Genomic DNA, 23804 nt, shown 5'->3' on the forward strand with positions numbered 1-23804 from the left:
CCCTCCGGGCCGGATGATCTGATCAGGCCCCGAATCCCTATAGGAGCGAGCTTGCTCGCTCCTACAGTTGATCTTCTTTACTCCAATGGCATCACCGTAACGCGGACTTCCGGGTCGTGATGACCACCGCCCAGAATCACCCCACGCAACGGTGACACATCGGAAAAGTCCCGCCCCCACGCCAATGTGATGTGTTCCAGCGCTGGCTGCACATTGTTGGTCGGATCGAAATCCACCCAGCCCAACACCGGGCAATACACCGACACCCACGCATGGGATGCATCGGCGCCGATCAAGCGTGGCTGACCGGGTGGTGGCTGGGTCAGCAGATAACCGCTGATATAGCGCGCCGCCAGGCCACGGGAGCGCACGCAAGCGAGCATCAAGTGGGCGAAGTCCTGACAGACCCCGCGTCGACGCTCCAGCACTTCCACCAGCGGCGTCGCTACCTGCGTCGCTTCGGCGTCGAAGGTGAACTCGCTGAATATCTTCTCCATCAGAGCCTGAACGCCAAGCAACAGCGGTCGCCCCGCCGGGAAGCAACTCTCGGAAAACTCAACGAAGTTGCGCTTCAAATGCACATAGGGTGATTCGAAGCGGTAGCGGCAGGCTTCGAGCAGTTCGGGCGACAGCGGCTGGCTGCTGTAGGTCAGCGCATTGCGGGTGTCTTCCCACGCCGGGGACAGATTGAAGTCCAGCGCGATCCGGGGCAGCACTTCGATCGTGAGGCTGGCGTTGACCAACAGTTCGTCATGAGGGCGCTCGAACGCCAGCCGGGTCAGCGGGTTGCCGAACACGTCCAGCTCATCGCGACGCGCAGTCGGTTCCGGGCTGATCTGCAGTTGCTGATCCGTGCAGCGCTGCCACGCACATGCCCTTGGCCACAAATGGGCCAGTTGCTGCGCCAGGGACACCGGGCTGTCGTAGTGATAATGGGTGTCGTGGAAAATCTGGTAATGGGCGCTCATCAGACCGACACCGTGCGCTGACTGACATCATCGACATGGGCGAAATGGCGCAGGGCCAAGCGATCGGAGACTTGTCCGCTGGCCTCGGCAATCTCTTGCAGTAAATCCGCCAGCCCATCGATCGCCGCACGCACGCTGGCTTCACCGAACAACGGATTCTCCAGACAGCCGAGATCGAAACGGGCCAGCCGCTCGACCAATTGCGGCAACCCGGCTTCGCGCGGAGCGCCAAAGTCGTCATTCAGACGTTTCAGGGTGCGGGTTACCAATTTCAACTGGAACAGCACCGCGTGCGGGTTCTGTTCGTCGAGCAGCAATAGATCGAGCACCGGAATCAATTGCGCCACCGCCAGATACCGCGAGCGGTAGGTGATGCTGCTGTTGCCCAGTTCCAGCAGCCATTCCAGCCCGGCCTGATCGAAAGCCCCGGCGCCACGCAGAAACGCCGCCAGGCTGCCACTGAGAAATTGCAGACGCTCGATCCGCCGCCCGATCATCAAAAAGCGCCAGCCTTCGTCCCGGGTCATGTCGTCCAGGGCAAAACCGGACAGCGCCGCGAGGGACATCACCAGACGGTTGAGGAAATCCAGCAACTCGCCGAAATCCGGCTCATCGGTTTCCAGCTCGATGGCTTCGCGCTGCAACTCCACCAGCGCCTGCCAGTTTTCCCGCGACAGCTTGCCGCGTACCTGCGAGGCCGCCCACTGCAAGCGTTGCAGGTTGGACCGCAGGCTGAATGGCCAGTCATCACCGAGGATTGCCGCCAGCAACCGTTCCGGCAGTTCACCTTCTTCGGGCAACAGCATCAATCGCTCGCCAAGTTCGACCGCTGCTTGCAGGGCTTGCGGGTCATCGCCATCCACGTACCGCGCCAGCATGATCCGCAGCAACCGGGCACTGTCATCGCAGCGTTCGCAGTAGCGGCCAAACCAGAACAGGTTTTCCACCACCCTCGACGGCAGATACGGATCGCGCCGCACCAGATCATGTACGCCGATATTGCGCTGGGCTTTCCATTGTTCGCCGCTGGGCGAGCGGTTGCCCAACACCCAGGTGTCTTTGCTGGCACCGCCGCGCTGCATCGACACCACTTCGGCATCGGCTTCGGCGGCCACGCGGGTCAAACCACCGGGCAGCACCCGATAGCCCTCGCGGCTGGCCACGGCATACACGCGCATGCCAATGGCCCGGGGTTGCAGCACGCCGCCTTCGGCTTGCCAGATCGGCGCCTGGGACAGCTGCGCCAGTTCTTGCGCAACATAAGCGTAAGGCCGTGCCTGCATGCGCTCAGCGAGCTCCTGGCGCTGTTTTTCACTCAAGTCACGGCCAAAAACCGGGGCGAAACTCTGGGACGGAAATGCAGGTTTGATCAACAAATCCGGCAGTTTTTCCAGTGCCTGCGCCAGCACCGGCGCCTCGCCGCACCACCAGGTAGCGATGGACGGCAAGATCAGTTCTTCACCAAACAGGAACTGATTGATCTTCGGCAAGAAACCCAACAGCCCCGGCGACTCCAGTACACCGCTACCCAACGCATTGGCCACCAGCACCCGCCCCTGCCGCACAGCCTCCAGCAGGCCCGGCACGCCAAGGGCTGAATCGGTGCGCAGCTCCAGCGGGTCGCAGAAATCGTCGTCGAGCCGGCGCATGACGGCGTGAACCCGGCGCAGACCGCTCAGGGTCTTCAGGTAGACCGTGGCATCGCGCACTGTCAGGTCGCCACCTTCCACCAGCGGATAACCGAGCTGGCGTGCCAGGTACAGATGTTCGAAATAGCTCTCATTGAACCGTCCCGGTGTCAGCAACACCACCAGTGGCACTTCTTCATCGCTCGGCGCCTGTCGGGCCAGGGTTTCCTGAAGCGTGCGGAAGAAGCCGGCCAGATGCTGCACCTTCAGGTCGCGGTACAACTCGGGAAAGGCCCGCGACACGATGGTGCGGTTTTCCAACGCATAGCCGGCACCGGACGGCGCTTGAGTGCGGTCCGCCGTGACCCACCAGCGACCATCGGGGGTACGCGCCAGATCCACCGCATACAGATGCAGAAAAGCCCCGTCAGGTGGATTGATGCCCTGACAGGGCCAGAGGAAGTTGTTGTGGCCGAACACCAGCTCGGCCGGTAGCAGGCCTTCGGCGATCAGGCGTTGCGGGCCATACAGGTCGGCCAGTACGGCATTGAGCAATCGCGCACGCTGGGCGATACCGGCCGACAGCTGTTCCCACTCGTCAGCGGCAATCACGTGAGGTAGCAGGTCCAGCTCCCATGGCCGGTCGGCGCCCTTGGGATCGGCGTAGACGTTATAGGTGACACCGTTTTCCTGAATCTGCCGGGTCAGCAGGGCCTGACGCTGCACCAGTTGCGCTGGCGTGCTGCGCTGCAATTGGTCGAACAGTCGGCGCCAGTGCGGGCGCACGGCGCCGCTGTCGTCGAGCAGTTCGTGATAGGTGCCCGCCGTGAGCGGGTAGCGGTCTAGCAGGTCAGGCATGGAAGGCTCGGCAGACAGCAAGGAACGGTCAGACTAACGCAGGCTCATGACGCCCGGATAGACGAAAAATCCGAGCGTCGCGTACGGTTTAGAAACGTCGTAAATCGAGAGTCATCGGCAGCTCGTCGTTAATTTCCAGAATCGGGATAGGAAGTTTCCCAGGCGTGTGTCCGATCCGGAAAAAACGCGCCATTCGCCGGCTCTCGGCTTCATTGGCGTTGACCGGCAAGGTCTCGTAGTTGCGCCCGCCCGGATGCGCGACGTGATACTGGCAACCACCCAGCGAACGCCCCATCCAGGTGTCGAGCAGGTCGAACACCAGTGGCGCGTGAACGGGGATGGTCGGTTGCAGGCAGTTGGCCGGTTGCCAGGCGCGGAATCTCACGCCAGCGACGAATTCGCCTACACGCCCGGTCGGCTGCAATGGCACCGGGACGCCATTGCAGGTCAGCAAATAGCGTTGCGGCGGCATGCCGCTGAGCTTGACCTGCAAGCGCTCCAGGGACGAGTCCACGTAACGTACCGTGCCACCGACCGCGCCCTCCTCGCCCAGCACATGCCACGGCTCCAGCGCCTGACGCAGTTCCAGTGCAATGCCGCTGACGGCGTAATCGCCGACCTTGGGAAAACGAAACGCCAGATGCGCCGCGAACCACTCGGCCCGCACCGGATAACCGGCGGCGTTGAGTTCGACGACGACATCGGCGAAATCCTGTTCGATAAAATGCGGCAACAGGAACCGGTCGTGCAGCTCCGTACCCCAGCGAGCCAGTTTCGGCGGCGCATAAGGCTCGCGCCAGAAGCGTGCGACCAACGCCCGCAGTAACAGCTGCTGCGCCAGGCTCATGCGCGCATGGGGTGGCATTTCAAAGGCGCGCAATTCCAGTAGCCCAAGACGACCCGTTGCACCGTCCGGTGAGTAGAGCTTGTCGATACAGAACTCGGCACGGTGGGTGTTGCCGGCGACATCGATCAGCAAGTTGCGCAACAACCGGTCGACCAGCCACGGGGCACACTCTTCGCCCGGCTCAGGCATCTGAGCGAAGGCTATTTCCAGTTCATACAAAGCATCGTTGCGCGCTTCGTCGACTCGCGGCGCCTGGGACGTCGGTCCGATGAACAGTCCGGAAAACAGGTAGGACAATGACGGGTGGTTATGCCAGTAACTGATCAGGCTGCGCAGTAAATCCGGACGCCGTAGAAACGGTGAGTCAGCCGGTGTCGCACCACCCAGTACGAAATGGTTACCGCCACCGGTGCCGGTATGCCGACCATCGATGAGGAATTTCTCGGTGGTGAGTCGCGTCTGGCGCGCTTCTTCGTAGAGGAACTCGGTGCGCTCGACCAACTCGTCCCACGTTGTGGACGGCTGCACGTTGACTTCGATAACGCCCGGATCCGGGGTGATGCGGAAATTGCCCAGGCGCGGATCACTCGGCGGCTCATAGCCTTCCAGCAACACTGGGCAACGCAATTCTTCGGCGGTAGCTTCGATGGCCGCGACCAGTTCCAGATAGTCCTCAGCGCGCTCCAGCGGCGGCATGAACAAGTACAACCGGCCTTCCCGTGCCTCAGCGCAGAACGCAGTGCGAGTCAGCCAGTCGGCAGACTCGTCGATCTTCGGCGCTCGATCTTCAGCAACGGCAGCCACGCCCTGGCTTTGAAGTTGTGTCGCGTCAGGCAGCGGCGGGAACTCCTGATTAGGGTCTTGCGGATGAATAAACGGATATTCCGCCGCTTTCACCCAAGGCTGCGAACCCAGCGGCAAGCGGTAGCCCAGCGGCGAATCGCCTGGCACCAGGCGGCAATGCTCGTCGCGCAAGTACCAGCGACCGCTTTGCCATTGATCGCCCTTGGCGGTGCGCGCCAGCGGCAGCACCTGGCCGATGACCTTGTCCAGACCCTGGCTGAAGACTTTGCGCAGACGCGCACGCTCCAGCGGCTCTTCAAGACGAGAATCCTCGGCGCTGACGTTCTGCGGCAAAGTGCCTTCGCGCCAGAGGTAATAGAAATTGTCCTCGTAGGCCGGAAACACAAAGCGTGTCGGAATTTTCAGGCGTTCGGCGACGCTCGCCAGAAAACGCCCGGCCAGTTCGCCATTGGCGCCATAATCTTCCTGCTCATCGGCGATCAGCGCGTTGTTTTGCCAGATTGGCACACCGTCGCGTCGCCAGTAGCAATTGAGCGACCAACGCGGCAGCTGCTCACCGGGATACCACTTGCCCTGACCGAAATGCACCAGCCCCTGCGGCGCGTAGCGTTTACGCATGCGCTGGAACAGTTCGGCGGACAGTCGGCGTTTGTCCGGACCCAACGCCGCCGTGTTCCACTCGGCACCGTCCGGGTCATCGATGGACACAAAGGTTGGCTCACCGCCCATGGTCAGGCGCACATCGCCTTCCAGCAGGTCGGCGTCGATTTGCCGACCCAAGGCCTGAATCGCCAGCCATTGATCGTCGGTGTAAGGCTTGGTGACGCGGGGCGCTTCCCAAATCCGCTCAACCGACATTTCGTGGCTGAATTCGCACTCGCACGGTTCCACCAAACCCGTGATCGGTGCCGCCGAGGATGGATCGGGACTACAGGCCAACGGAATGTGTCCCTCACCGGCGAATAGCCCGGAAGTCGCATCCAGGCCGATCCAGCCAGCGCCGGGCAAGTACACCTCGCACCAGGCGTGCAGGTCGGTGAAATCGACTTCGGTGCCGGACGGGCCATCGAGGCTTTTCACGTCGGCGGTCAACTGGATCAGGTAACCGGAAACGAAACGTGCCGCCAGCCCGAGGTTGCGCAGCAGTTGCACCAGCAGCCACGCGGAGTCGCGGCACGAGCCGGAAGCCTGTTCGAGGGTGAACTCGGGGGTTTGCACGCCCGGTTCCATGCGAATCAGGTAATCGATGTCTTCGCTCAGGCGCTGGTTGAGTGCGACGAGGAAATCCACGGCAGGCAGTGGCGTGCGATCGATGCCGTCCAGATAGGCCTTGAATGTTGGCGTCAGGGGCAAGGTTTCCAGGTACGGCGCCAATTCCTTGCGCTCGTCCGCGGCATAAGCGAACGGGATTTTTTCTGCGTAGGGTTCGAGGAAGAAATCGAAGGGGTTGAAGACTGCCATTTCGGCCAGCAGGTCGACTTCGATCCGCAGCTCGTCGGTCTTTTCCGGAAACACCAACCGAGCCAGATAATTGCCCTGCGGATCTTGCTGCCAGTTGATGAAATGCTGCTCGGGCGAGACTTTCAGCGCATAGGAAAGTATCCGCGTGCGACTGTGGGCAGCCGGGCGCAGGCGAACGATCTGCGGACCGAGCTCGACGGCGCGGTCGTAGCGGTAATGCGTGACGTGGTGCAATGCGACATGAATCGACACGGCGTGCCTCCTGCGAGCCCTAAGCGTATTCGAAAGCGCGCAAGACTTATGCCATCCAGCAGTGCTGGCGCTTTCTCCGGTTACTGGAGGCAGTACAGCACCAAAATCGGGCGATGCGGGAAATTGGTTTGCAACGGTTGCACAGAAATGTTGCGGCACCGTCATCTGTGGCGAGAGAGCTGGCTCCCGCTGGGGCGCGGAACGGCCCCCTTCATGGCCTGATTGCCAGATTTACGACGGCTTCGCCGCCGAGCGGGAGCAAGCTTCCTCGCCACAATGGAATTCTGTGACCCTGCAATGCAAAACGCCAACCCGAAGGTTGGCGTTCTGTTCAGCTCCAGCAAGGTTTAGCGCGGTACGACCGGCTTGCGGGTCGGCTTCGGCCCTTTGCCCTTGGCCGCATCCTTGCGCTCCTTGGCCGCTTGCTGGTTGCGGGCGAACGCCGCCGCCTTGGCTTGTTCGCGCTTGTCCCACGGGTTGCCGCCATCGCTGGCGCGTGGTGGCAGGCCGGTATGCTGGGTCAGGATCTTGGTGGTCTTTTCCCCTGCAACCTTGTGGCTGCCGGCCGGCGTCGAGTTCTTGCGACGGGCGCTCTGGTAGCTGTCGGTGGACGGCTGGTGCAGCGGAATCAACTGGTTCTTGCCCGGCCCGATCAGATCGGCGCGGCCCATGCGGGTCAGCGCTTCACGCAGCATCGGCCAGCCTTTCGGGTCGTGATAACGCAAGAACGCCTTGTGCAGACGGCGCTGCTCTTCGCTCTTGACGATGGTGACCGCGTCAGACTTGTATGTGACCTTGCGCAGCGGGTTCTTGCCCGAGTGGTACATCGCGGTGGCGGTGGCCATCGGCGACGGGTAGAACGCCTGCACCTGGTCGGCACGGAAGCCGTTGCCCTTGAGCCACAGTGCCAGGTTCATCATGTCTTCGTCGGTGGTGCCCGGGTGAGCGGCGATGAAGTACGGAATCAGGTACTGCTCTTTGCCCGCTTCCTTGGAGTACTTCTCGAACATGCGCTTGAACTTGTCATAGCTGCCGATGCCCGGTTTCATCATCTGGTTGAGCGGACCTTCCTCGGTGTGTTCCGGGGCGATCTTCAGGTAACCACCGACGTGGTGGGTGACCAGTTCCTTAACGTACTCCGGCGACTCGACCGCGAGGTCATAGCGCAGGCCGGAAGCGATCAGGATTTTCTTCACACCCGGCAATTCACGGGCGCTGCGGTACAACTGGATCAGCGCCGAATGGTCGGTGTTCAGGTTCGGGCAGATACCAGGGAACACGCACGACGGCTTGCGGCACGCGGATTCGATTTCCGGGCTCTTGCACGCGATGCGGTACATGTTCGCGGTCGGGCCGCCAAGGTCGGAGATCACGCCGGTAAAGCCCGGGACCTTGTCACGAATCTCTTCGATTTCGCGAATGATCGACTCATGGGAGCGGTTCTGGATGATCCGGCCTTCGTGCTCGGTGATCGAGCAGAAGGTGCAGCCTCCAAAGCAGCCACGCATGATGTTCACCGAGAAACGGATCATGTCGTAGGCCGGGATCTTCTCCTTGCCGTACGCCGGGTGCGGAATGCGCGCGTATGGCATGCCAAACACGTAGTCCATTTCTTCGGTGGTCATCGGAATCGGCGGCGGGTTGAACCAGACGTCGACTTCGCCGTGCTTCTGGACCAGAGCGCGGGCGTTGCCCGGGTTGGTTTCCAGGTGCAGCACGCGGTTGGCGTGAGCGTAGAGCACCGCGTCATTACGGACCTTTTCCACCGAAGGCAGACGAATCACGGTTTTGTCACGGGTCATCTTCGGGCTTGCCAGGATCTGTACAACCTTGGCTTCCTGCGGATCTTCAACCGGACCTTTTTCCTGCTCGATGGCGCAGGCCTGGGTGTCCTGGGTGTTCACGTACGGGTTGATGATCTTGTCGATCTTGCCCGGACGGTCGATGCGCGTGGAGTCGACTTCGTACCAGTCTTTTGGCGTATCACGACGGATGAACGCGGTGCCGCGCACGTCGGTGATGTCTTCGATCTTGTGACCGTAGGACAGACGCTGGGCGACTTCGACGATCGCACGTTCGGCGTTGCCGTAGAGCAGGATGTCGGCGCTGGCGTCGATCAGGATCGAGTTGCGCACCCGGTCCTGCCAGTAATCGTAATGCGCGATGCGGCGCAGGGATGCTTCGATGCCGCCGAGCACGATTGGCACGTGCTTATAGGCTTCCTTGCAGCGCTGGCTGTAGACCAGGCTCGCACGGTCCGGACGCTTACCAGCCATGCCACCCGGGGTGTAGGCGTCGTCGGAACGGATTTTCTTGTCGGCGGTGTAGCGGTTGATCATCGAGTCCATGTTGCCGGCCGCGACACCGAAGAACAGGTTCGGCTCGCCGAGCTTCATGAAGTCGTCTTTGGACTGCCAGTTTGGCTGGGCAATGATCCCGACGCGGAAGCCCTGGGACTCCAGCAGCCGGCCGATAATCGCCATGCCGAACGACGGGTGATCGACGTACGCATCACCGGTGACGATGATGATGTCGCAGGAATCCCAGCCGAGCTGATCCATCTCCTCCCTGCTCATGGGCAGGAATGGCGCTGGCCCGAAACATTCGGCCCAGTACTTTGGATAGTCAAATAACGGCTTGGCTGCTTGCATGTCGATAACCGGTGTTGGCTTTCATTGAATTTCGCGGGCGCGGAATATAGCACAAATTTTGACCAATTCCGACGGCTGTGGTCGGAAATTGGTGGCGACCCCATCGCTGAATTGCCAGCAATGAGGCCCTTCAGGACGCTAAATTACTCGTCGTCATCAAAGTTGTAGCTACCCGGCGCCAGGTTCTCGAAGCGGGTGTACTTACCGATGAACGCCAGGCGGATAAAGCCGATCGGGCCGTTCCGCTGCTTGCCGATGATGATTTCGGCAATGCCTTTGTGCTCGGTTTCCGGGTGATACACCTCGTCGCGGTAAACGAACATGATCACGTCGGCGTCCTGCTCGATCGCTCCGGATTCCCGAAGGTCAGAGTTGATCGGCCGCTTGTTCGGCCGCTGCTCGAGGGAACGGTTGAGCTGTGACAGCGCCACCACCGGGCAGTTGAATTCCTTGGCCAAGGCTTTCAACGAACGCGAGATTTCAGAAATCTCGTTGGTTCGGTTGTCGCCGCCCGAACCTGGAATCTGCATCAACTGAAGGTAGTCGATCATGATCAGGCCGATCTCACCGTGCTCACGCGCCAGACGCCGGGTACGCGCACGCATTTCCGACGGGCTGATACCGGCGGTGTCGTCGATGAACAGCTTGCGGTCATTGAGCAGGTTCACCGCCGAAGTCAGGCGCGGCCAGTCGTCATCTTCCAACTGACCGGAACGCACCTTGGTCTGGTCGATCCGACCGAGGGACGACAGCATACGCATGACCAGCGATTCGCCTGGCATCTCGAGGGAATACACCAGAACGGCCTTGTCGCTGCGCAGTACGGCGTTTTCCACCAGGTTCATCGCGAAGGTGGTTTTACCCATCGACGGACGACCGGCGACGATGATCAAGTCAGCCGGCTGCAGGCCGCTGGTTTTCTCATCAAGGTCGGTGTAGCCAGTGGACAGTCCGGTAATGGCGTTGTCAGTGTTGAACAGCGTGTCGATGCGATCGATGGCTTTGGTCAGCAAATCATTCACACCCACCGGGCCACCGGTTTTCGGCCGGGCCTCGGCAATCGCGAAGATCTGTCGCTCGGCCTCGTCGAGGATCTCCTCGGCAGTGCGACCTTCCGGGTTGAAGGCGCTATCGGCGATCTCGGTGCTGATGCCGATCAGTTGGCGCAACGTCGCGCGCTGACGGACGATCTGCGCATAGGCCTTGATGTTGGCGACCGATGGCGTGTTTTTCGCCAGTTCGCCAAGGTAACCGAGGCCGCCGACCTGCGAGGTCTGACCTTCCTTGTCCAGTTGTTCGGACAGGGTCACGACGTCGATCGGCATGTTCTGATCGGCGAGCTTGGCGATCGCGCGGAAAATCAGACGGTGGTCATGTCGATAGAAATCGCCGTCGGAGACTTGGTCGAGCACGCGTTCCCAGGCGTTGTTGTCCAGCATCAGACCACCGAGTACAGCCTGTTCGGCTTCGATGGAATGCGGCGGAACCTTCAGCGCGGCGGTTTGCAGATCGTATTGCTCGGGAGCGGAGATTTCGTTCATGGCCACTTGGAATCAGGAGTTAAAAACTGGGATGCCAGAAAGACAAAGGGCACGACCTGTAAACAGGATCGTGCCCGATGTTACCGGCAAGCACCCGAGGGTGCCAGCCGACAAGTGCTGCTTAAGCTGCTACCACGACAACGCGTACGGTGGCTTCAACTTCGGCGTGCAGGTGCACGGCTACGTCGAATTCGCCTACGTTGCGGATGGTGCCGTTCGGCAGACGAACTTCGCTCTTCTGCACTTCAACGCCGGAGGCGGTCAGTGCGTCAGCGATGTCGTGAGTACCGATCGAACCGAACAGCTTGCCTTCGTCGCCAGCGGTGGCAGTGATGGTCACTTCCAGCTCGGCCAGTTGGGCAGCGCGGCTTTCAGCCGACGATTTACGATCTGCTGCTGCTTTTTCCAGCTCAGCACGACGCTCTTCGAACGCAGCCAGGTTGGCTGGGGTCGCAGCGGTAGCTTTGCCGTAAGGCAGCAGGTAGTTACGACCGTAACCAGCCTTAACGTTCACTTTGTCACCCAGGTTGCCCAGGTTGGTGACTTTTTCCAGAAGGATCAGTTGCATGTGAAAATCCTCTTAACTTTTAACCTTCACCGTTCGCGCTATCGGTGTCTTTCGGCACCAGACGACCGCGAAAATCAATCAGGCTGTCGACGATGGCCAGGACCACCAGCAACGGATAGATCAGCTGCATGAACAGCAACAGCGTGACGTACAACCCCACCAGCCAGAATCTGGCCAGTCGCTTTTGCGCCACCAGCCCGTGAATCAGGGCCAGCCCGGCGAAAACCAACGGTACGCTGCACAACGGTACGAGCATGGACATCTGGGCACCGAAATTCGGTGTCACAACCATGCCCGCCAGCAGCAACATCGCGGGACCCAGCGGGATCCGGATGGCGCGAAACTCGCGACCAAAACCGCCTGGGTTGTACAACAACGCCTGCCAGTAGCGCCCGATAATCAGGCTCAGTACACTGACGATCTGCAACAAGGCCGCAATCAGGCCGGTCAGGATCGGTGCAATCAGGGACGCGAAACGCGCTTGCTCATCTACCGACATTTGCTGGTAGACCTCACCGAGTAGCGACGGCATGACTTTTATCAAAGCCTGCGCCAACATCTCGATCTGAGGACCAAAAGCCGTCCCCAGCACCACTGAATACACCACTCCCATCGCTATGCTGACCAGCAGCACGCGGTTCCAGGACTCGCTTGCGCGTAAAACCAACGCAAGGCTCGCAGACCCCAGCAGCACCAGAAGTGCCCGTGGGTCGTCGGAGTAAAGCCACCAGATCAACGCCGGCAGCAGTCCCAGAGCAAGAACGCCCAGGGCGTCCTTCAATCCGCGCCGCAGGAGCACAAGGCATCCGGCGGCAGCACCCAACCAATACAACAACGGCAATGCCGCACATCCAGCCACTACCAGAGTGGCCTGCACACGGCCCCGCATGATGAACTCAGCTAAGGCACGCATACATTCAATCCTTTGCTACGTGTCGACTGCCCGGTCTCAGCGGCCGTGGCTGTCGGTGTAGGCCAGCAGGGCCAGGAAGCGGGCGCGCTTGATAGCGGTGGCCAGCTGACGCTGATAACGAGCTTTGGTACCGGTGATGCGGCTTGGAACAATTTTGCCGGTCTCGGATACGTAGGCTTTCAGAGTGTTGAGATCTTTGTAATCGATCTCTTTCACGTCTTCAGCGGTGAAGCGGCAGAATTTACGACGACGGAAGAAACGTGCCATTTGATAGGCTCCTTAAAAGGTCCGTGGATTACTCGTCAGCGTTATCGCTGTTGTCGCTGTCATCACTGTCAGCGCTTTCAGCGCCTTCGTGCTCAGGACGGTCGCGACGCTCACGGCGCTCACTGCGGTTTTCTTCAGCCTTGAGCATCTCGGACTGGCCGGTAACGGCTTCGTCGCGACGGATGACCAGGTTACGGATCACTGCATCGTTGTAGCGGAAGTTGTCTTCCAGCTCGGCCAGGGCCTTGCCAGTGCACTCAACGTTCAGCATCACGTAGTGAGCCTTGTGAACATTGTTGATTGCGTAGGCCAGTTGACGACGGCCCCAATCTTCCAGACGGTGGATTTTGCCGCCGTCTTCTTCGATCAGCTTGGTGTAACGCTCAACCATGCCGCCGACTTGCTCGCTTTGATCCGGGTGGACCAAAAAGATGATTTCGTAATGACGCATGAATGCTCCTTACGGGTTGTAGCCTGCCGCTCAAAAGCGGTCAGACAAGGAGTGAATGACACTTATGGACTTGCGTGGGTAAGGCACATGCGTGCCTGCCGTCACAGCAAGGGGCGCAATTGTAGAGAAGGGGCGAGGGAGGCGCAAGGTAATTGGTGATTATTTGAACAACCCCCAATCTTTCTTTCACCACAAAAATACTGTGGGAGCGAGCCTACTCGCGATGGGGGGCTTAACATTCAACATTGATGCTGAATATTACACCGCTATCGCGAGCAGGCTCACTCCCACAGGGACTGCAGCCGGATCAGGACTTCTTGGCAGCAGCCTTGGCTTTGACGCTACGCTGACGCTGGGCTTCAAACAGGCATACGCCGGTGGCTACCGAAACGTTGAGACTGCTGACGCTACCGGCCATCGGCAGATTCACCAGATAGTCGCAATGCTCACGGGTCAGGCGACGCATGCCTTTGCCTTCCGCCCCCATGATCAGGATGGTCGGGCCGGTCAAGTCCTGGTCATACAGGCTGACCTCAGCCTCACCCGCCGTACCGACAACCCACAAGCCGCGCTGCTGGAGCTTTTCCAGGGTGCGCGCCAGGTTGGTCACGGCGACCAACGGAATCACTTCCGCCGCACCGCAGGCGATTTTTCGTACAACCGGCGTCAGGGTGGCCGACTTGTCCTTTGGCACGATCACTGCCAGCGCACCCGCCGCATCAGCGGAACGCAGGCACGCACCGAGGTTATGCGGGTCAGTCACACCATCGAGCACCAGCAACAGCGGTGCGCCTTCGGTGCGATCGAGCAGCTCGTCAAGCATCGCCTCGCCCCAGACCTGGCTCGGACTCACGTCCGCAACCACGCCCTGGTGCACGCCTTCAACCCAGGCGTCCATTTCACGGCGCTCGGCCTGGCCGACCTGGACCCGGTTTTCGCTGGCCAGCTCGATCAGCGTCTGGACCCGCGGATCATTGCGACCTTCGGCCAGCCAGATCTGCTTGACGCGTTTCGGGTGATGACGCAGCAACGCTTCTACAGCGTGTACGCCATAGATCTTTTCCAACTGACTCATGGCTTGGCCTTAGGTTTACGCGCCCCGCCGCTTTTGGCTGGGGCCGAGCCCGCCTTTGGCGGACCTTTACGATGTTTGCTCGGTTTGGCTGGTTTGCCGCCGACCGCCTTTTCAGGCGCCGACCGGCTGGTCTTTCCCGCAGACGCCGCTTTACCGCCGCTTTTCGCACCGGCGAGCAACGCCTGTTTCATTTCACGACTTTTGCGCACTTCAGCGTTTTTCGCTGCCGCATCGCTCGGGCGATAGGCCTCGACAGCCTTTTCCTTGGCAGGACGACGACCGGCTTTCGCCGGGGCCGGCTCTGCTTCGGCTTTCGCCGCAGGCGCTGCGGTTTCGGCGCCACGCTTCTTGCGACCGATCGGTGCGCTGATGGTTTTTTCAGCCATCTCGAAGTCGATCTTGCGCTCGTCGAGGTCGACGCGCATGACCCGCACTTCCACGGTGTCGCCCAGGCGGAAGCTGCGACCGGTGCGCTCACCGGCCAAGCGGTGGTGCACAGGATCGAAGTGGTAGTAATCGCCCGGCAGCGCGGTGACGTGCACCAGGCCTTCGACGTAGATGTCGGTCAGTTCGACGAACAGACCAAAACCGGTCACTGCGGTGATCACACCCGGGAACGACTCGCCCACGCGATCTTTCATGAACTCGCACTTGAGCCAGTTCACTACGTCGCGGGTCGCTTCGTCGGCACGGCGCTCGCTCATCGAGCACTGCTCGCCGAGTTGCTCCAGCGCCGCTTCGTCGTACGGATAGATGCGCGCCTTCGGGATGGTCATCGCACCGGCACGACGAACGTGCGGGGTGTCCTGTTTCGAATGGATCACGCTGCGGATCGCCCGGTGCGTGAGCAAGTCCGGATAGCGGCGGATCGGCGAAGTGAAGTGGGTGTACGCTTCATAATTCAGGCCGAAGTGACCCTGGTTATCAGCGCTGTACACCGCCTGACTCAGCGAACGCAGCATGACGGTCTGGATCAGGTGGAAATCCGGGCGATCCTTGATACCGGCCAGCAACGCCTGGTAATCCTTCGGCGATGGACCGTCCTTGCCTTTGTGCAGGGACAGGCCGAGCTCGCCGAGGAACGCGCGCAGTTTTTCCAGACGCTCCGGCGGCGGACCATCGTGAACGCGGTAAAGCGCAGGGATTTCGTGCTTTTTCAGGAATTCGGCGGTGGCCACGTTGGCCGCCAGCATGCATTCCTCGATCAGCTTGTGGGCATCGTTGCGCACGGTCGGACGGATTTCGGCAATCTTGCGCTCGGAACCGAAGATGATCCGGGTTTCCTGCGTTTCAAAATCGATCGCGCCACGCACATGACGAGCCGCCAGCAGTACTTTGTACAGCGAGTACAGCTGCTTGAGGTGTGGTACGACGTCGGTGTACTCGCCGCGCAGTTTGCGCGCCTCGGTAGCCTTCGGCGTTTCCAGCATGGCGCTGACCTTGTTATAGGTCAGGCGGGCGTGGGAGTGAATCACCGCTTCGTAGAAGCAGTAGTCGGTCATTTCGCCGGATTTGGAGATGGTCATCTCGCAAACCATGGCCAGACGATCGACTTGCGGGTTCAGCGAGCACAAACCGTTGGACAGCTGCTCAGGCAGCATCGGGATCACGCGCTCAGGGAAGTACACCGAGTTGCCGCGAACCTGCGCCTCGGCGTCCAGCGCCGACCCGAGCTTCACGTAGCTGGATACGTCGGCAATCGCCACGTACAACTTCCAGCCACCGGAGAACAGGCGCAGCTTGCCCGGACGGGCCTCGCAGTAGACCGCGTCATCGAAGTCGCGCGCATCTTCGCCGTCGATGGTGACGAACGGCAGATGGCGCAGGTCGATGCGCTTCTCTTTGTCTTTCTCTTCGACTTCCGGCTTGAGCTTGGCTGCTTCCTTCAGTACGGCATCAGGCCAGACGTGAGGAATGTCGTAGGTGCGCAGGGCGACATCGATTTCCATGCCCGGCGCCATATAGTTACCCACGACTTCAACCACGTCGCCTTGCGGCTGGAAGCGTGGCGTCGGCCAGTGAGTGATCTTCACTTCGACGAACTGACCGATCTGCGCATTGGCATTACGGCCCGGCGTGACCAGCACTTCCTGCTGGATCTTCGGGTTGTCGGCAACGACGAAACCGATACCGCCTTCTTCGAAGTAACGACCGACGATGGTTTCGTGAGCGCGGGACACCACTTCGACGATCATGCCTTCACGGCGACCGCGACGGTCCAGACCGGAAACCCGGGCCAGTGCACGATCACCGTCGAACACCAGGCGCATTTGCGCCGGGCTCATGAACAAGTCGTCACTGCCGTCATCCGGCACCAGGAAACCGAAACCGTCACGGTGACCGCTGATGCGGCCAAGGATCAGGTCGAGCTTGTCCACCGGCGCATAAGTGCCGCGACGGGTATAGATGAGCTGAGCATCGCGCTCCATGGCGCGCAGACGGCGGCGCAGGGCTTCGATCTGGTCTTCTGTGGTCAGACCAAACTCTTCGACCAGCTGCTCGCGGTTAGCAGGCGAACCCCGATCAGCAAGATGCTGAAGGATCAGTTCGCGGCTAGGAATGGGGTTTTCATATTTTTCCGCTTCACGAGCGGCCTCGGGATCGAGGGACTGCCAATCGGCCATTAGAGAGTTTTCACCTTGTCTATATGCGGGTTAGTTTGGCATAGGCGTAATGAAACGGGAAATTTCAGGCTAAGACGACCCATCTAAAGCCCTGTATCGACACCGTAAAGCTGATTTGAAGACCGCTGGTGAAATTTTCCAGGTTTTTTTGATTCCGGGGGTTTACAGTTAAAAAGACGCTCCGTATAGTGCGCGCCATCGACGACGGAGACGTTGCCGATACTGCCCAGATGGTGAAATTGGTAGACACGCCAGCTTCAGGTGCTGGTGACCGCAAGGTCGTGGAAGTTCGAGTCTTCTTCTGGGCACCAATTTCGAGCTTGAGATTAGATCAATTTCAAGGCTCACACAAAAACCCGCGAAAGCGGGTTTTTGCATTCTGGACGACTGGTTTATTAATTTTAAAATCAGGGGTTTACAGATCAAAATGCGCTCCGTATAGTGCGCCTCATCAACAGCGGCAACGCCGAAGATGATTGCCCAGATGGTGAAATTGGTAGACACGCCAGCTTCAGGTGCTGGTGACCGCAAGGTCGTGGAAGTTCGAGTCTTCTTCTGGGCACCAATTCAAACTCAAGGTTACGACCTTGGATTTCACAAAAACCCGCGAAAGCGGGTTTTTGCGTTTCTGCCTTCTAAAATTAGTCCCCCCCTCTGTAGCGAGCTTGCTCGCGATGCACTCAAGGGAGGCACTGGTTAATGGGCAGAACGCGTCATCGTTCGCGTCCATCGCGAGCAAGCTCGCTCCTGCAGGATTTATCGGGGCATTTGAGAAACAATATCGTTTATCATTGTTGCAAGTTTTTGCAATGCGACAGTGAGGAACCCTGCGAATGATGTTTCGAAATACCCTGCGCCGCGGCCTGACCATCACCCTGCTCGGCCTGGCACTCGCCACTCCCTTCACCCAGGCTGCGGATCAAGCTTCCCTGACCCTCTACAACGGCCAGCACAAAGAAGTCGGCGACGCGGTCGCGAAAGCCTTCGAAGCCAAAACCGGTATCCACGTCAACGTCCGCAAAGGCAGCAGCAACCAGCTCGCCAGCCAGGTCGTCGAAGAAGGCGATCGCTCCCCCGCCGACGTGATCTACACCGAAGAATCCCCACCACTGAACAAACTCGGCGAGCAAGGCCTGCTGGCCAAAGCTGACGACGCCACCCTGGCCGTTTTGCCCAAGGAATACGTGGCCGGAAATGGTACCTGGATCGGCGTCACCGCCCGGGTGCGCGTCGTGGCGTTCAACCCGAAACTGATCGACGAAAAAGACCTGCCGAAATCGGTGATGGAGTTCTCTGATCCGAAATGGCAGGGCAAGGTTGGTTTCGTACCGACCAGCGGCGCCTTTCAGGAACAAGCCGTCGCAATCATCAAGGTGCACGGCATGGACGCGGCCGAAGAGTGGCTCACTGGCCTGCGCGCCTTCGGCAAGACTTACAGCAACAACATGGTCGCGCTCAAAGCCGTGGAAAACGGCGAAGTCGCGACGGTACTGGTGAACAACTACTACTGGTTCGCCCTGCAGCGTGAAAAGGGCCAGCTCGATTCGAAACTGCATTACTTCACCGGTGGCGACGTCGGCGGACTGATCACCGTGTCCAGCGCAGCCGTTCTGAAATCCAGCAAACATCCAAAAGAAGCCCAGCAATTGCTCGCCTACATGGCCAGTGAAGAAGGCCAGCGCGTGATCACCCAGACCACCGCTGAATACCCGCTGCATAAAGGCATGGAATCGGATCGCGGCCTCAAGCCATTCAGCGAACTGGAAGCACCGAAAGTCACGCCGGCCGACCTCGGCAACGCAGAAGAAGCCCTGGATCTGGAACGTGAAGTTGGCCTGAACTGATGAGCGCTTCGCCATCCGTTCTTGTCGGCGCCTACGTGCCTCGGCGCAAGCGGCCGTCGATCTGGCTGCTGCTGCCGGTCCTGCTGCTAGTCCTGCTCAGCCTGCTGCCGCTGGCCTATGTCGGGCTCAAGGCCTGGCAAGCGGGCTTGGCCAAGGCGCTGCATTTGCTCTGGCGACCTTATGTGTTCGGCTTGCTGCGCAATACCCTGGCGCTGATGACTGGAGTGACGCTGGCCTGCGGCGTGATCGGCTTGTCGCTGGCCTGGCTGCTGGAACGCAGCAATCTGCCAGGGCGGCGCCTGTGGGGCGTGATCCTGTGCCTGCCGTTCGCCGTACCGGCGTTTGTCAGCAGCTTCACTTGGGTTTCGCTGAGCGCTCATTTCGAAGGACTTGGCGGGGCAATCCTTGTCATGACTTTGTCCAAATACCCGCTGATTTTCCTACCGGTAGCGGCGACGTTGCGCAATCTCGATCCATCTTTGGAAGAGTCCGCGCGCACGCTGGGGCAAAATCGCTGGGGCGTGTTCTTCAAGGTCACCCTGCCCCTGCTCTGGCCATCGCTGCTCGCCGGCTCGCTGTTGATCGCGCTGCACATGCTGGTGGAATTCGGCGCGCTGTCGATCATCGGCCTGCAAACCTTCACCACCGCGATCTATCAGCAGTTCGAACTGGAATTCAGTAACGCCAACGCCGCGATGCTCTCGGCAGTGCTGCTGGCGCTGTGCCTGATGCTGCTGTGGCTGGAACTGCGCGTTCGCGGCAAAGGTCGCCACGTGCGCACAGGCCAAGGCGCGGCGCGACGGGCGGAGCAGGTTCGCCTGGGACCATGGGCCATCGCAGGGCAGTTTTACTGTCTGCTACTGGCGATCATCGGTAGCGGTATTCCACTGGGCATGCTGGCGTACTGGCTGGCAGTGGGTTCGTCTGCGGCATTTCCAGTAGGAGCCATCGGTGAGGCGCTGCTTTCATCCCTGGCGCTGTCACTGGGCGGCGCGGCGCTGTGTCTGGTGCTGGCCGTACCGGTGGGACTGCTGGTGGTGCGTTACAAGGGCCAACTGGCGATCTGGGCCGAACGCCTGCCCTATCTGCTGCATGCCCTGCCTGGACTGGTGATTGCACTGACGCTGGTGTATTTCGCGTTGCATTATGTGCCGGCGCTGTACCAGACCTCGGCGCTGCTACTGATCGCTTATGCGCTGCTGTTTCTGCCGCTGGCTCAGGCACCGATTCGTACGGCACTGAACAAGGCTGCGCCGCAACTGGAGGAAGCCGCACGAACGCTGGGGGCTTCGTCGTTCACCGCGTTTTGCCGGATAACCCTGCCGATCATTTTCCCGGCGCTGGGTGCGGCGTTTGCGTTGGTGTTTCTGGATGCGATGAAGGAACTGACGGCGACGTTGCTGTTGAGTCCGACCGGACTCAACACATTGGCAACGGAAGTGTGGGCGCATACCGCGAATGTGGAGTTTGCGGCGGCGGCGCCTTATGCGGCGTTGTTGATTCTAGTGTCGGGGTTGCCTGTATATCTGCTGACGACCCGGATGTATTTGAGCCGTTAAGACCCTCATCGCGAGCAGGCTCGCTCCACAGGGAAATGCATTCCAATGTGGGTCGAGCCTGATCGCGATGAGGCCAACCCCGGCGACACATCAAGCCCGGAACTGCCCCAGGCTCGCCTTCAACTGCGCCGCCAACCCATCCAGTACCTTGCCGCTGGCCGTGGTCTCCACCACTGCCTGAGCCGCTTTCTCGGCCTGAGCATGAATGGTCTCGACCCGCCCGCGTACAGCCTGCGCACCCTTGGCCTGATGCGCTGCTGCCTGGGTCGCCAGGCCGATCGCTGCATGCACTTGCTCGACCGATGCCTGCACCGACTGCTGCAACCGCGCACTGTCACGCAAGACCAGCAACCCTTCGCCGGCCTGACGCCCCGCCTGACCAATCGCCGCCACCGCTTCGCGCGCACCCTGCTGCAAGGCCACGATGTGCGCCTGAATATCGCCGGTGGAGCTCTGCGTCTTGCTCGCCAGTGCCCGCACCTCGTCAGCCACCACCGCAAACCCGCGCCCGGTCTCGCCGGCCCGCGCCGCTTCGATGGCCGCGTTCAATGCCAGCAGGTTGGTTTGCTCGGCGATCCCGTGAATCACCGTCAGCACCACCTCAATCTGTTCGCTCTGCTGGGCCAGTCGCTCTATCACTTGCGCGCCGGTATCGACCTGCCCGGCCAACGCCTCGATCAGGCTGCCGACTTTCGCCGAGGTCCGGGTGTTTTCATCGGTGGCCTGACGAATATCCACCACCTGCTTCAATGCCGCCTGCATGGCGTGGCTTTCCGACTGAGCTTCATCCGCCATTTGCGACAAGGCGCGCAGACTTTCAGCCACTTCATCACGCTGCATGCCCGCCGCCGCATCGGCCCCGGCGTTGCGCAGGGTCATCGCGCCGATTTCCACACCGGTGCGCCGGGCCACATCGCCCGCCTCGCGCACGATCGGCTGCAACTTATCCACAAAGCGATTGACCGCCGAGGCCATGTCGCCGATTTCGTCCTTGCTGTTGATTTGCACACGCTTGGTCAGGTCACCCTCGCCCGCCGCCAGATCATCCATGGCAACGATCAGCATTTTCAGGCGATTGACCACACGATGCCCGAGCACCACCGCCAGCAACAGCAAGACACCGAAGCCCACCACCGCCAGAAACACGCCGATGCGCCAGCGCAAGGTGGCCGCCGCTCCCTGCACCGTGCTGGTGGTGTTGGCCTTCATTTCAGATGCCGTCGACTGCGCCGACTGCAGGCGCGCACGCAAGGCTGTCGCACTGTCGGCCGCCGCACCCTTGAGGCTGTCGCCGACCAATTGATCGCTGCTGGCGATCAGCGCAGAGAAGCGCTTGTCCAGGGCCGCGAGATCGGTTTCCACCGAGGCGGTCGAGACCCCCATCAGCACCTTGCCGATTTCGACGCCATTGGGATTGATCGAGGCCTCGATGTAGAACACCGAAGGATCGTTCTTCGCCGCATCCAGCACCTTGTCCAGCGCCCGCTCGCCCTGGCCTTTTTCCAGCAAGGCCTTGTTGATCGGGTTTTCCCGGTTGAGGTAGCGCGTCAAGTGCTGACCCGTCGCATCGTCGTAGACCACGAACAGCACGTTGGGATTGCGCTGCGCACGACGGGCGAATTCGGAGAGGGTTGGAACGTCGCTGTCCCACATGGCACGCGGCGCGACCGACGCCAGGAGCTGCGCCATATCATTGGCGGAGTCCTTCAGGTCTTTTTCCAGCGTCGCACGCAGTTGCGCCTGCTCGTCTTTCAAACGAGAAGACAAACCTGCCGTGAGGCGCTGGCGTGTGCTGGTGGAGAGGTTGTCGAGGCTCGACGTGACTTCACGCCCCGCCTGCTCGAGTTCGCCCGAAAGCTTTTGACTGTCCGCGCCCAGGCGCACACCCAAATCGGCTTCCAACGCGGTCACCGTGCTCCGGGTCAGAGCAACAGCCACCAGCACCTGCACCAAAAGGGCGATACCGAGGGTAACGAACACAGGCCGCAGTAAACGGCTTTGTAACAGTGAGAGAACGGCCGACACTTGGAATCCCTCTGCTTTCGCGCCATTAAATTGATAGCACGCCAGAAGCGATGCTTTTTTAATGTTCACAGCAAAGGTCGTGCCGCACGACAGGCATAAACGACAAAGGGTCCGATTAAGGACCCTTTGTGTTTTACTTCAATGACTTATCAAGCGAACGGATGACGCAGAACGATGGTTTCGTTGCGATCAGGTCCCGTCGAAATAATGTCAATCGGCGCACCGACCAACTCTTCGACACGCTTGATGTAGTTGCGCGCAGCCTGCGGCAGCTCTTCCAGCGTCTTGGCACCGAGGGTGGATTCTTTCCAGCCCGGCATCTCTTCGTACACTGGCTCCAGGCCGATGTAGCTGTCAGCGTCGGTCGGCGCGTCGATGACAGCACCCTCCGCGTTTTTGTAGCCAACACAGATGTTGATGGTTTCCAGGCCGTCCAGTACGTCCAGCTTGGTCAGGCACAGGCCCGAGATGCTGTTGACGTCGATGGCGCGACGCAGGATGACGGCGTCGAACCAGCCGCAACGACGGGCACGGCCAGTGGTAGCGCCGAACTCGTGGCCGCGCTTGGCCAGGAATGCACCCACGTCGTCGAACAGCTCAGTCGGGAATGGACCCGAGCCAACACGAGTCGTGTAAGCCTTGGTGATGCCGAGGATGTAATCCAGGAACATCGGACCAACACCCGAACCGGTGGCGATGCCGCCAGCTGTGGTGTTGGAGCTGGTGACGTACGGGTAGGTACCGTGGTCGATGTCCAGCAGGGAACCCTGGGCGCCTTCGAACATGATGTCTTTGCCATCACGACGCAGCTGGTGCAGCTCGGCGGTGACGTCGAGCATCATCGGCTTCAGCAGTTCGGCGTATTCCATGCACTCGTCCAGAGTCTTCTGGAAGTCGATGGCCGGTTCTTTGTAGTAATTGACCAGTACGAAGTTGTGGTAGTCCAGCAACTCGCCCAGCTTGGCGGCGAAACGCTCACGGTGGAACAGGTCACCGATGCGCAGACCGCGACGTGCAACCTTGTCTTCGTAAGCCGGGCCGATGCCGCGACCGGTGGTGCCGATCTTCAGCTCGCCACGGGCCTTTTCACGGGCCTGGTCCAGCGCTACGTGGTAGGACAGGATCAGCGGGCAAGATGGGCTGATGCGCAGGCGCTCACGCACCGGTACGCCTTTCTCTTCCAGCTTGTTGATTTCCCGCATCAGAGCGTCGGGTGCAACCACCACGCCGTTACCGATCAGGCACTGAACGCCTTCGCGCAGCACGCCCGACGGGATCAGGTGCAAGACAGTTTTTTCACCGTCGATCACCAGCGTGTGGCCAGCGTTGTGGCCACCCTGGTAACGCACTACGGCGGCAGCATGTTCGGTCAGCAGATCAACGATCTTGCCTTTGCCCTCATCACCCCACTGGGTGCCCAGGACTACGACATTCTTACCCATAACACTTGTCCTCATTCGCGCAAACT

Annotated in this window: 15 protein-coding genes and 2 tRNA genes; 4 read left to right on the forward strand and 13 right to left on the reverse strand. The window is 60.4% G+C overall.

Annotation, left to right across the window (positions count from 1 at the left end; genetic code table 11):
* Positions 1-77 precede the first annotated feature (77 nt).
* The 11 genes from ACNYC6_RS10765 to rnr form a co-directional block, all read right to left on the reverse strand.
* Complete coding sequence (locus ACNYC6_RS10765) at positions 78-968, reverse strand: transglutaminase family protein (protein ID WP_419712284.1); 891 nt, start codon at positions 966-968, stop codon at positions 78-80.
* On the reverse strand, positions 968-3454 hold the full coding sequence (locus tag ACNYC6_RS10770) for a circularly permuted type 2 ATP-grasp protein (RefSeq protein WP_419712285.1): 2487 nt from the start codon (positions 3452-3454) through the stop codon (positions 968-970). The genes ACNYC6_RS10765 and ACNYC6_RS10770 overlap by 1 nt, the downstream gene beginning before the upstream one ends.
* Positions 3455-3542: 88 nt before the next feature.
* On the reverse strand, positions 3543-6818 hold the full coding sequence (locus tag ACNYC6_RS10775; RefSeq protein ID WP_419712286.1) for a DUF2126 domain-containing protein: 3276 nt from the start codon (positions 6816-6818) through the stop codon (positions 3543-3545).
* A gap of 347 nt (positions 6819-7165) precedes the next feature.
* Complete coding sequence (locus tag ACNYC6_RS10780) at positions 7166-9469, reverse strand: YgiQ family radical SAM protein (RefSeq protein ID WP_419712287.1); 2304 nt, start codon at positions 9467-9469, stop codon at positions 7166-7168.
* Positions 9470-9612: 143 nt separating this feature from the next.
* Positions 9613-11010 carry a replicative DNA helicase gene (gene dnaB / locus ACNYC6_RS10785; protein ID WP_110661047.1) on the reverse strand — a complete coding sequence of 466 codons (1398 nt, stop codon included), beginning with the start codon at positions 11008-11010 and terminating at the stop codon, positions 9613-9615.
* A 121-nt stretch (positions 11011-11131) separates the two neighbouring features.
* Positions 11132-11578, reverse strand: coding sequence for a 50S ribosomal protein L9 (gene rplI, locus ACNYC6_RS10790; RefSeq protein WP_034149636.1), 447 nt, complete (start codon positions 11576-11578; stop codon positions 11132-11134).
* Between the two features lie 19 nt (positions 11579-11597).
* A complete protein-coding gene (locus ACNYC6_RS10795; protein ID WP_419712288.1) occupies positions 11598-12491 on the reverse strand; it encodes a hypothetical protein in 894 nt (297 codons plus the stop codon).
* 36 nt (positions 12492-12527) lie between these two features.
* Positions 12528-12758, reverse strand: a complete 231-nt coding sequence (gene rpsR, locus ACNYC6_RS10800) for a 30S ribosomal protein S18 (protein WP_002551829.1) — start codon at positions 12756-12758, stop codon at positions 12528-12530.
* Positions 12759-12786: 28 nt separating this feature from the next.
* On the reverse strand, positions 12787-13209 hold the full coding sequence (gene rpsF / locus ACNYC6_RS10805; protein ID WP_008048087.1) for a 30S ribosomal protein S6: 423 nt from the start codon (positions 13207-13209) through the stop codon (positions 12787-12789).
* A gap of 307 nt (positions 13210-13516) precedes the next feature.
* Positions 13517-14284, reverse strand: coding sequence for a 23S rRNA (guanosine(2251)-2'-O)-methyltransferase RlmB (gene rlmB / locus ACNYC6_RS10810; protein ID WP_419712289.1), 768 nt, complete (start codon positions 14282-14284; stop codon positions 13517-13519).
* A complete protein-coding gene (gene rnr, locus ACNYC6_RS10815) occupies positions 14281-16908 on the reverse strand; it encodes a ribonuclease R (RefSeq protein WP_419712290.1) in 2628 nt (875 codons plus the stop codon). Before rnr ends, rlmB begins: the two co-directional genes overlap by 4 nt.
* A 224-nt stretch (positions 16909-17132) precedes the next feature.
* On the opposite strand from rnr, the gene ACNYC6_RS10820 reads away from it, so the two are divergent.
* From ACNYC6_RS10820 to ACNYC6_RS10835, 4 genes are all read left to right on the forward strand, one after another.
* A tRNA-Leu gene (locus ACNYC6_RS10820) sits at positions 17133-17219 on the forward strand.
* A 167-nt stretch (positions 17220-17386) separates the two neighbouring features.
* Positions 17387-17473, forward strand: a tRNA-Leu gene (locus ACNYC6_RS10825).
* A 268-nt stretch (positions 17474-17741) separates the two neighbouring features.
* Positions 17742-18752, forward strand: a complete 1011-nt coding sequence (locus tag ACNYC6_RS10830; RefSeq protein ID WP_419712291.1) for an extracellular solute-binding protein — start codon at positions 17742-17744, stop codon at positions 18750-18752.
* Positions 18752-20311 carry an ABC transporter permease gene (locus tag ACNYC6_RS10835; RefSeq protein ID WP_419712292.1) on the forward strand — a complete coding sequence of 520 codons (1560 nt, stop codon included), beginning with the start codon at positions 18752-18754 and terminating at the stop codon, positions 20309-20311. Before ACNYC6_RS10830 ends, ACNYC6_RS10835 begins: the two co-directional genes overlap by 1 nt.
* Positions 20312-20401: 90 nt before the next feature.
* Here ACNYC6_RS10835 and ACNYC6_RS10840 read toward each other — a convergent pair whose 3' ends face one another.
* The gene (locus tag ACNYC6_RS10840) at positions 20402-22336 is read right to left on the reverse strand and encodes a methyl-accepting chemotaxis protein (protein ID WP_419712293.1); all 1935 of its coding nucleotides are present in this window, start codon (positions 22334-22336) and stop codon (positions 20402-20404) included.
* Positions 22337-22485: 149 nt separating this feature from the next.
* Entirely contained in the window at positions 22486-23778 is a 1293-nt protein-coding gene (locus ACNYC6_RS10845; protein WP_419712294.1) for an adenylosuccinate synthase, read from the reverse strand.
* Between the last annotated feature and the right edge of the window lie 26 nt (positions 23779-23804).

The sequence above is a fragment of the Pseudomonas sp. NFX224 genome, assembly GCF_048565165.1.
In the GTDB taxonomy this organism is placed as follows: Bacteria; Pseudomonadota; Gammaproteobacteria; order Pseudomonadales; family Pseudomonadaceae; genus Aquipseudomonas.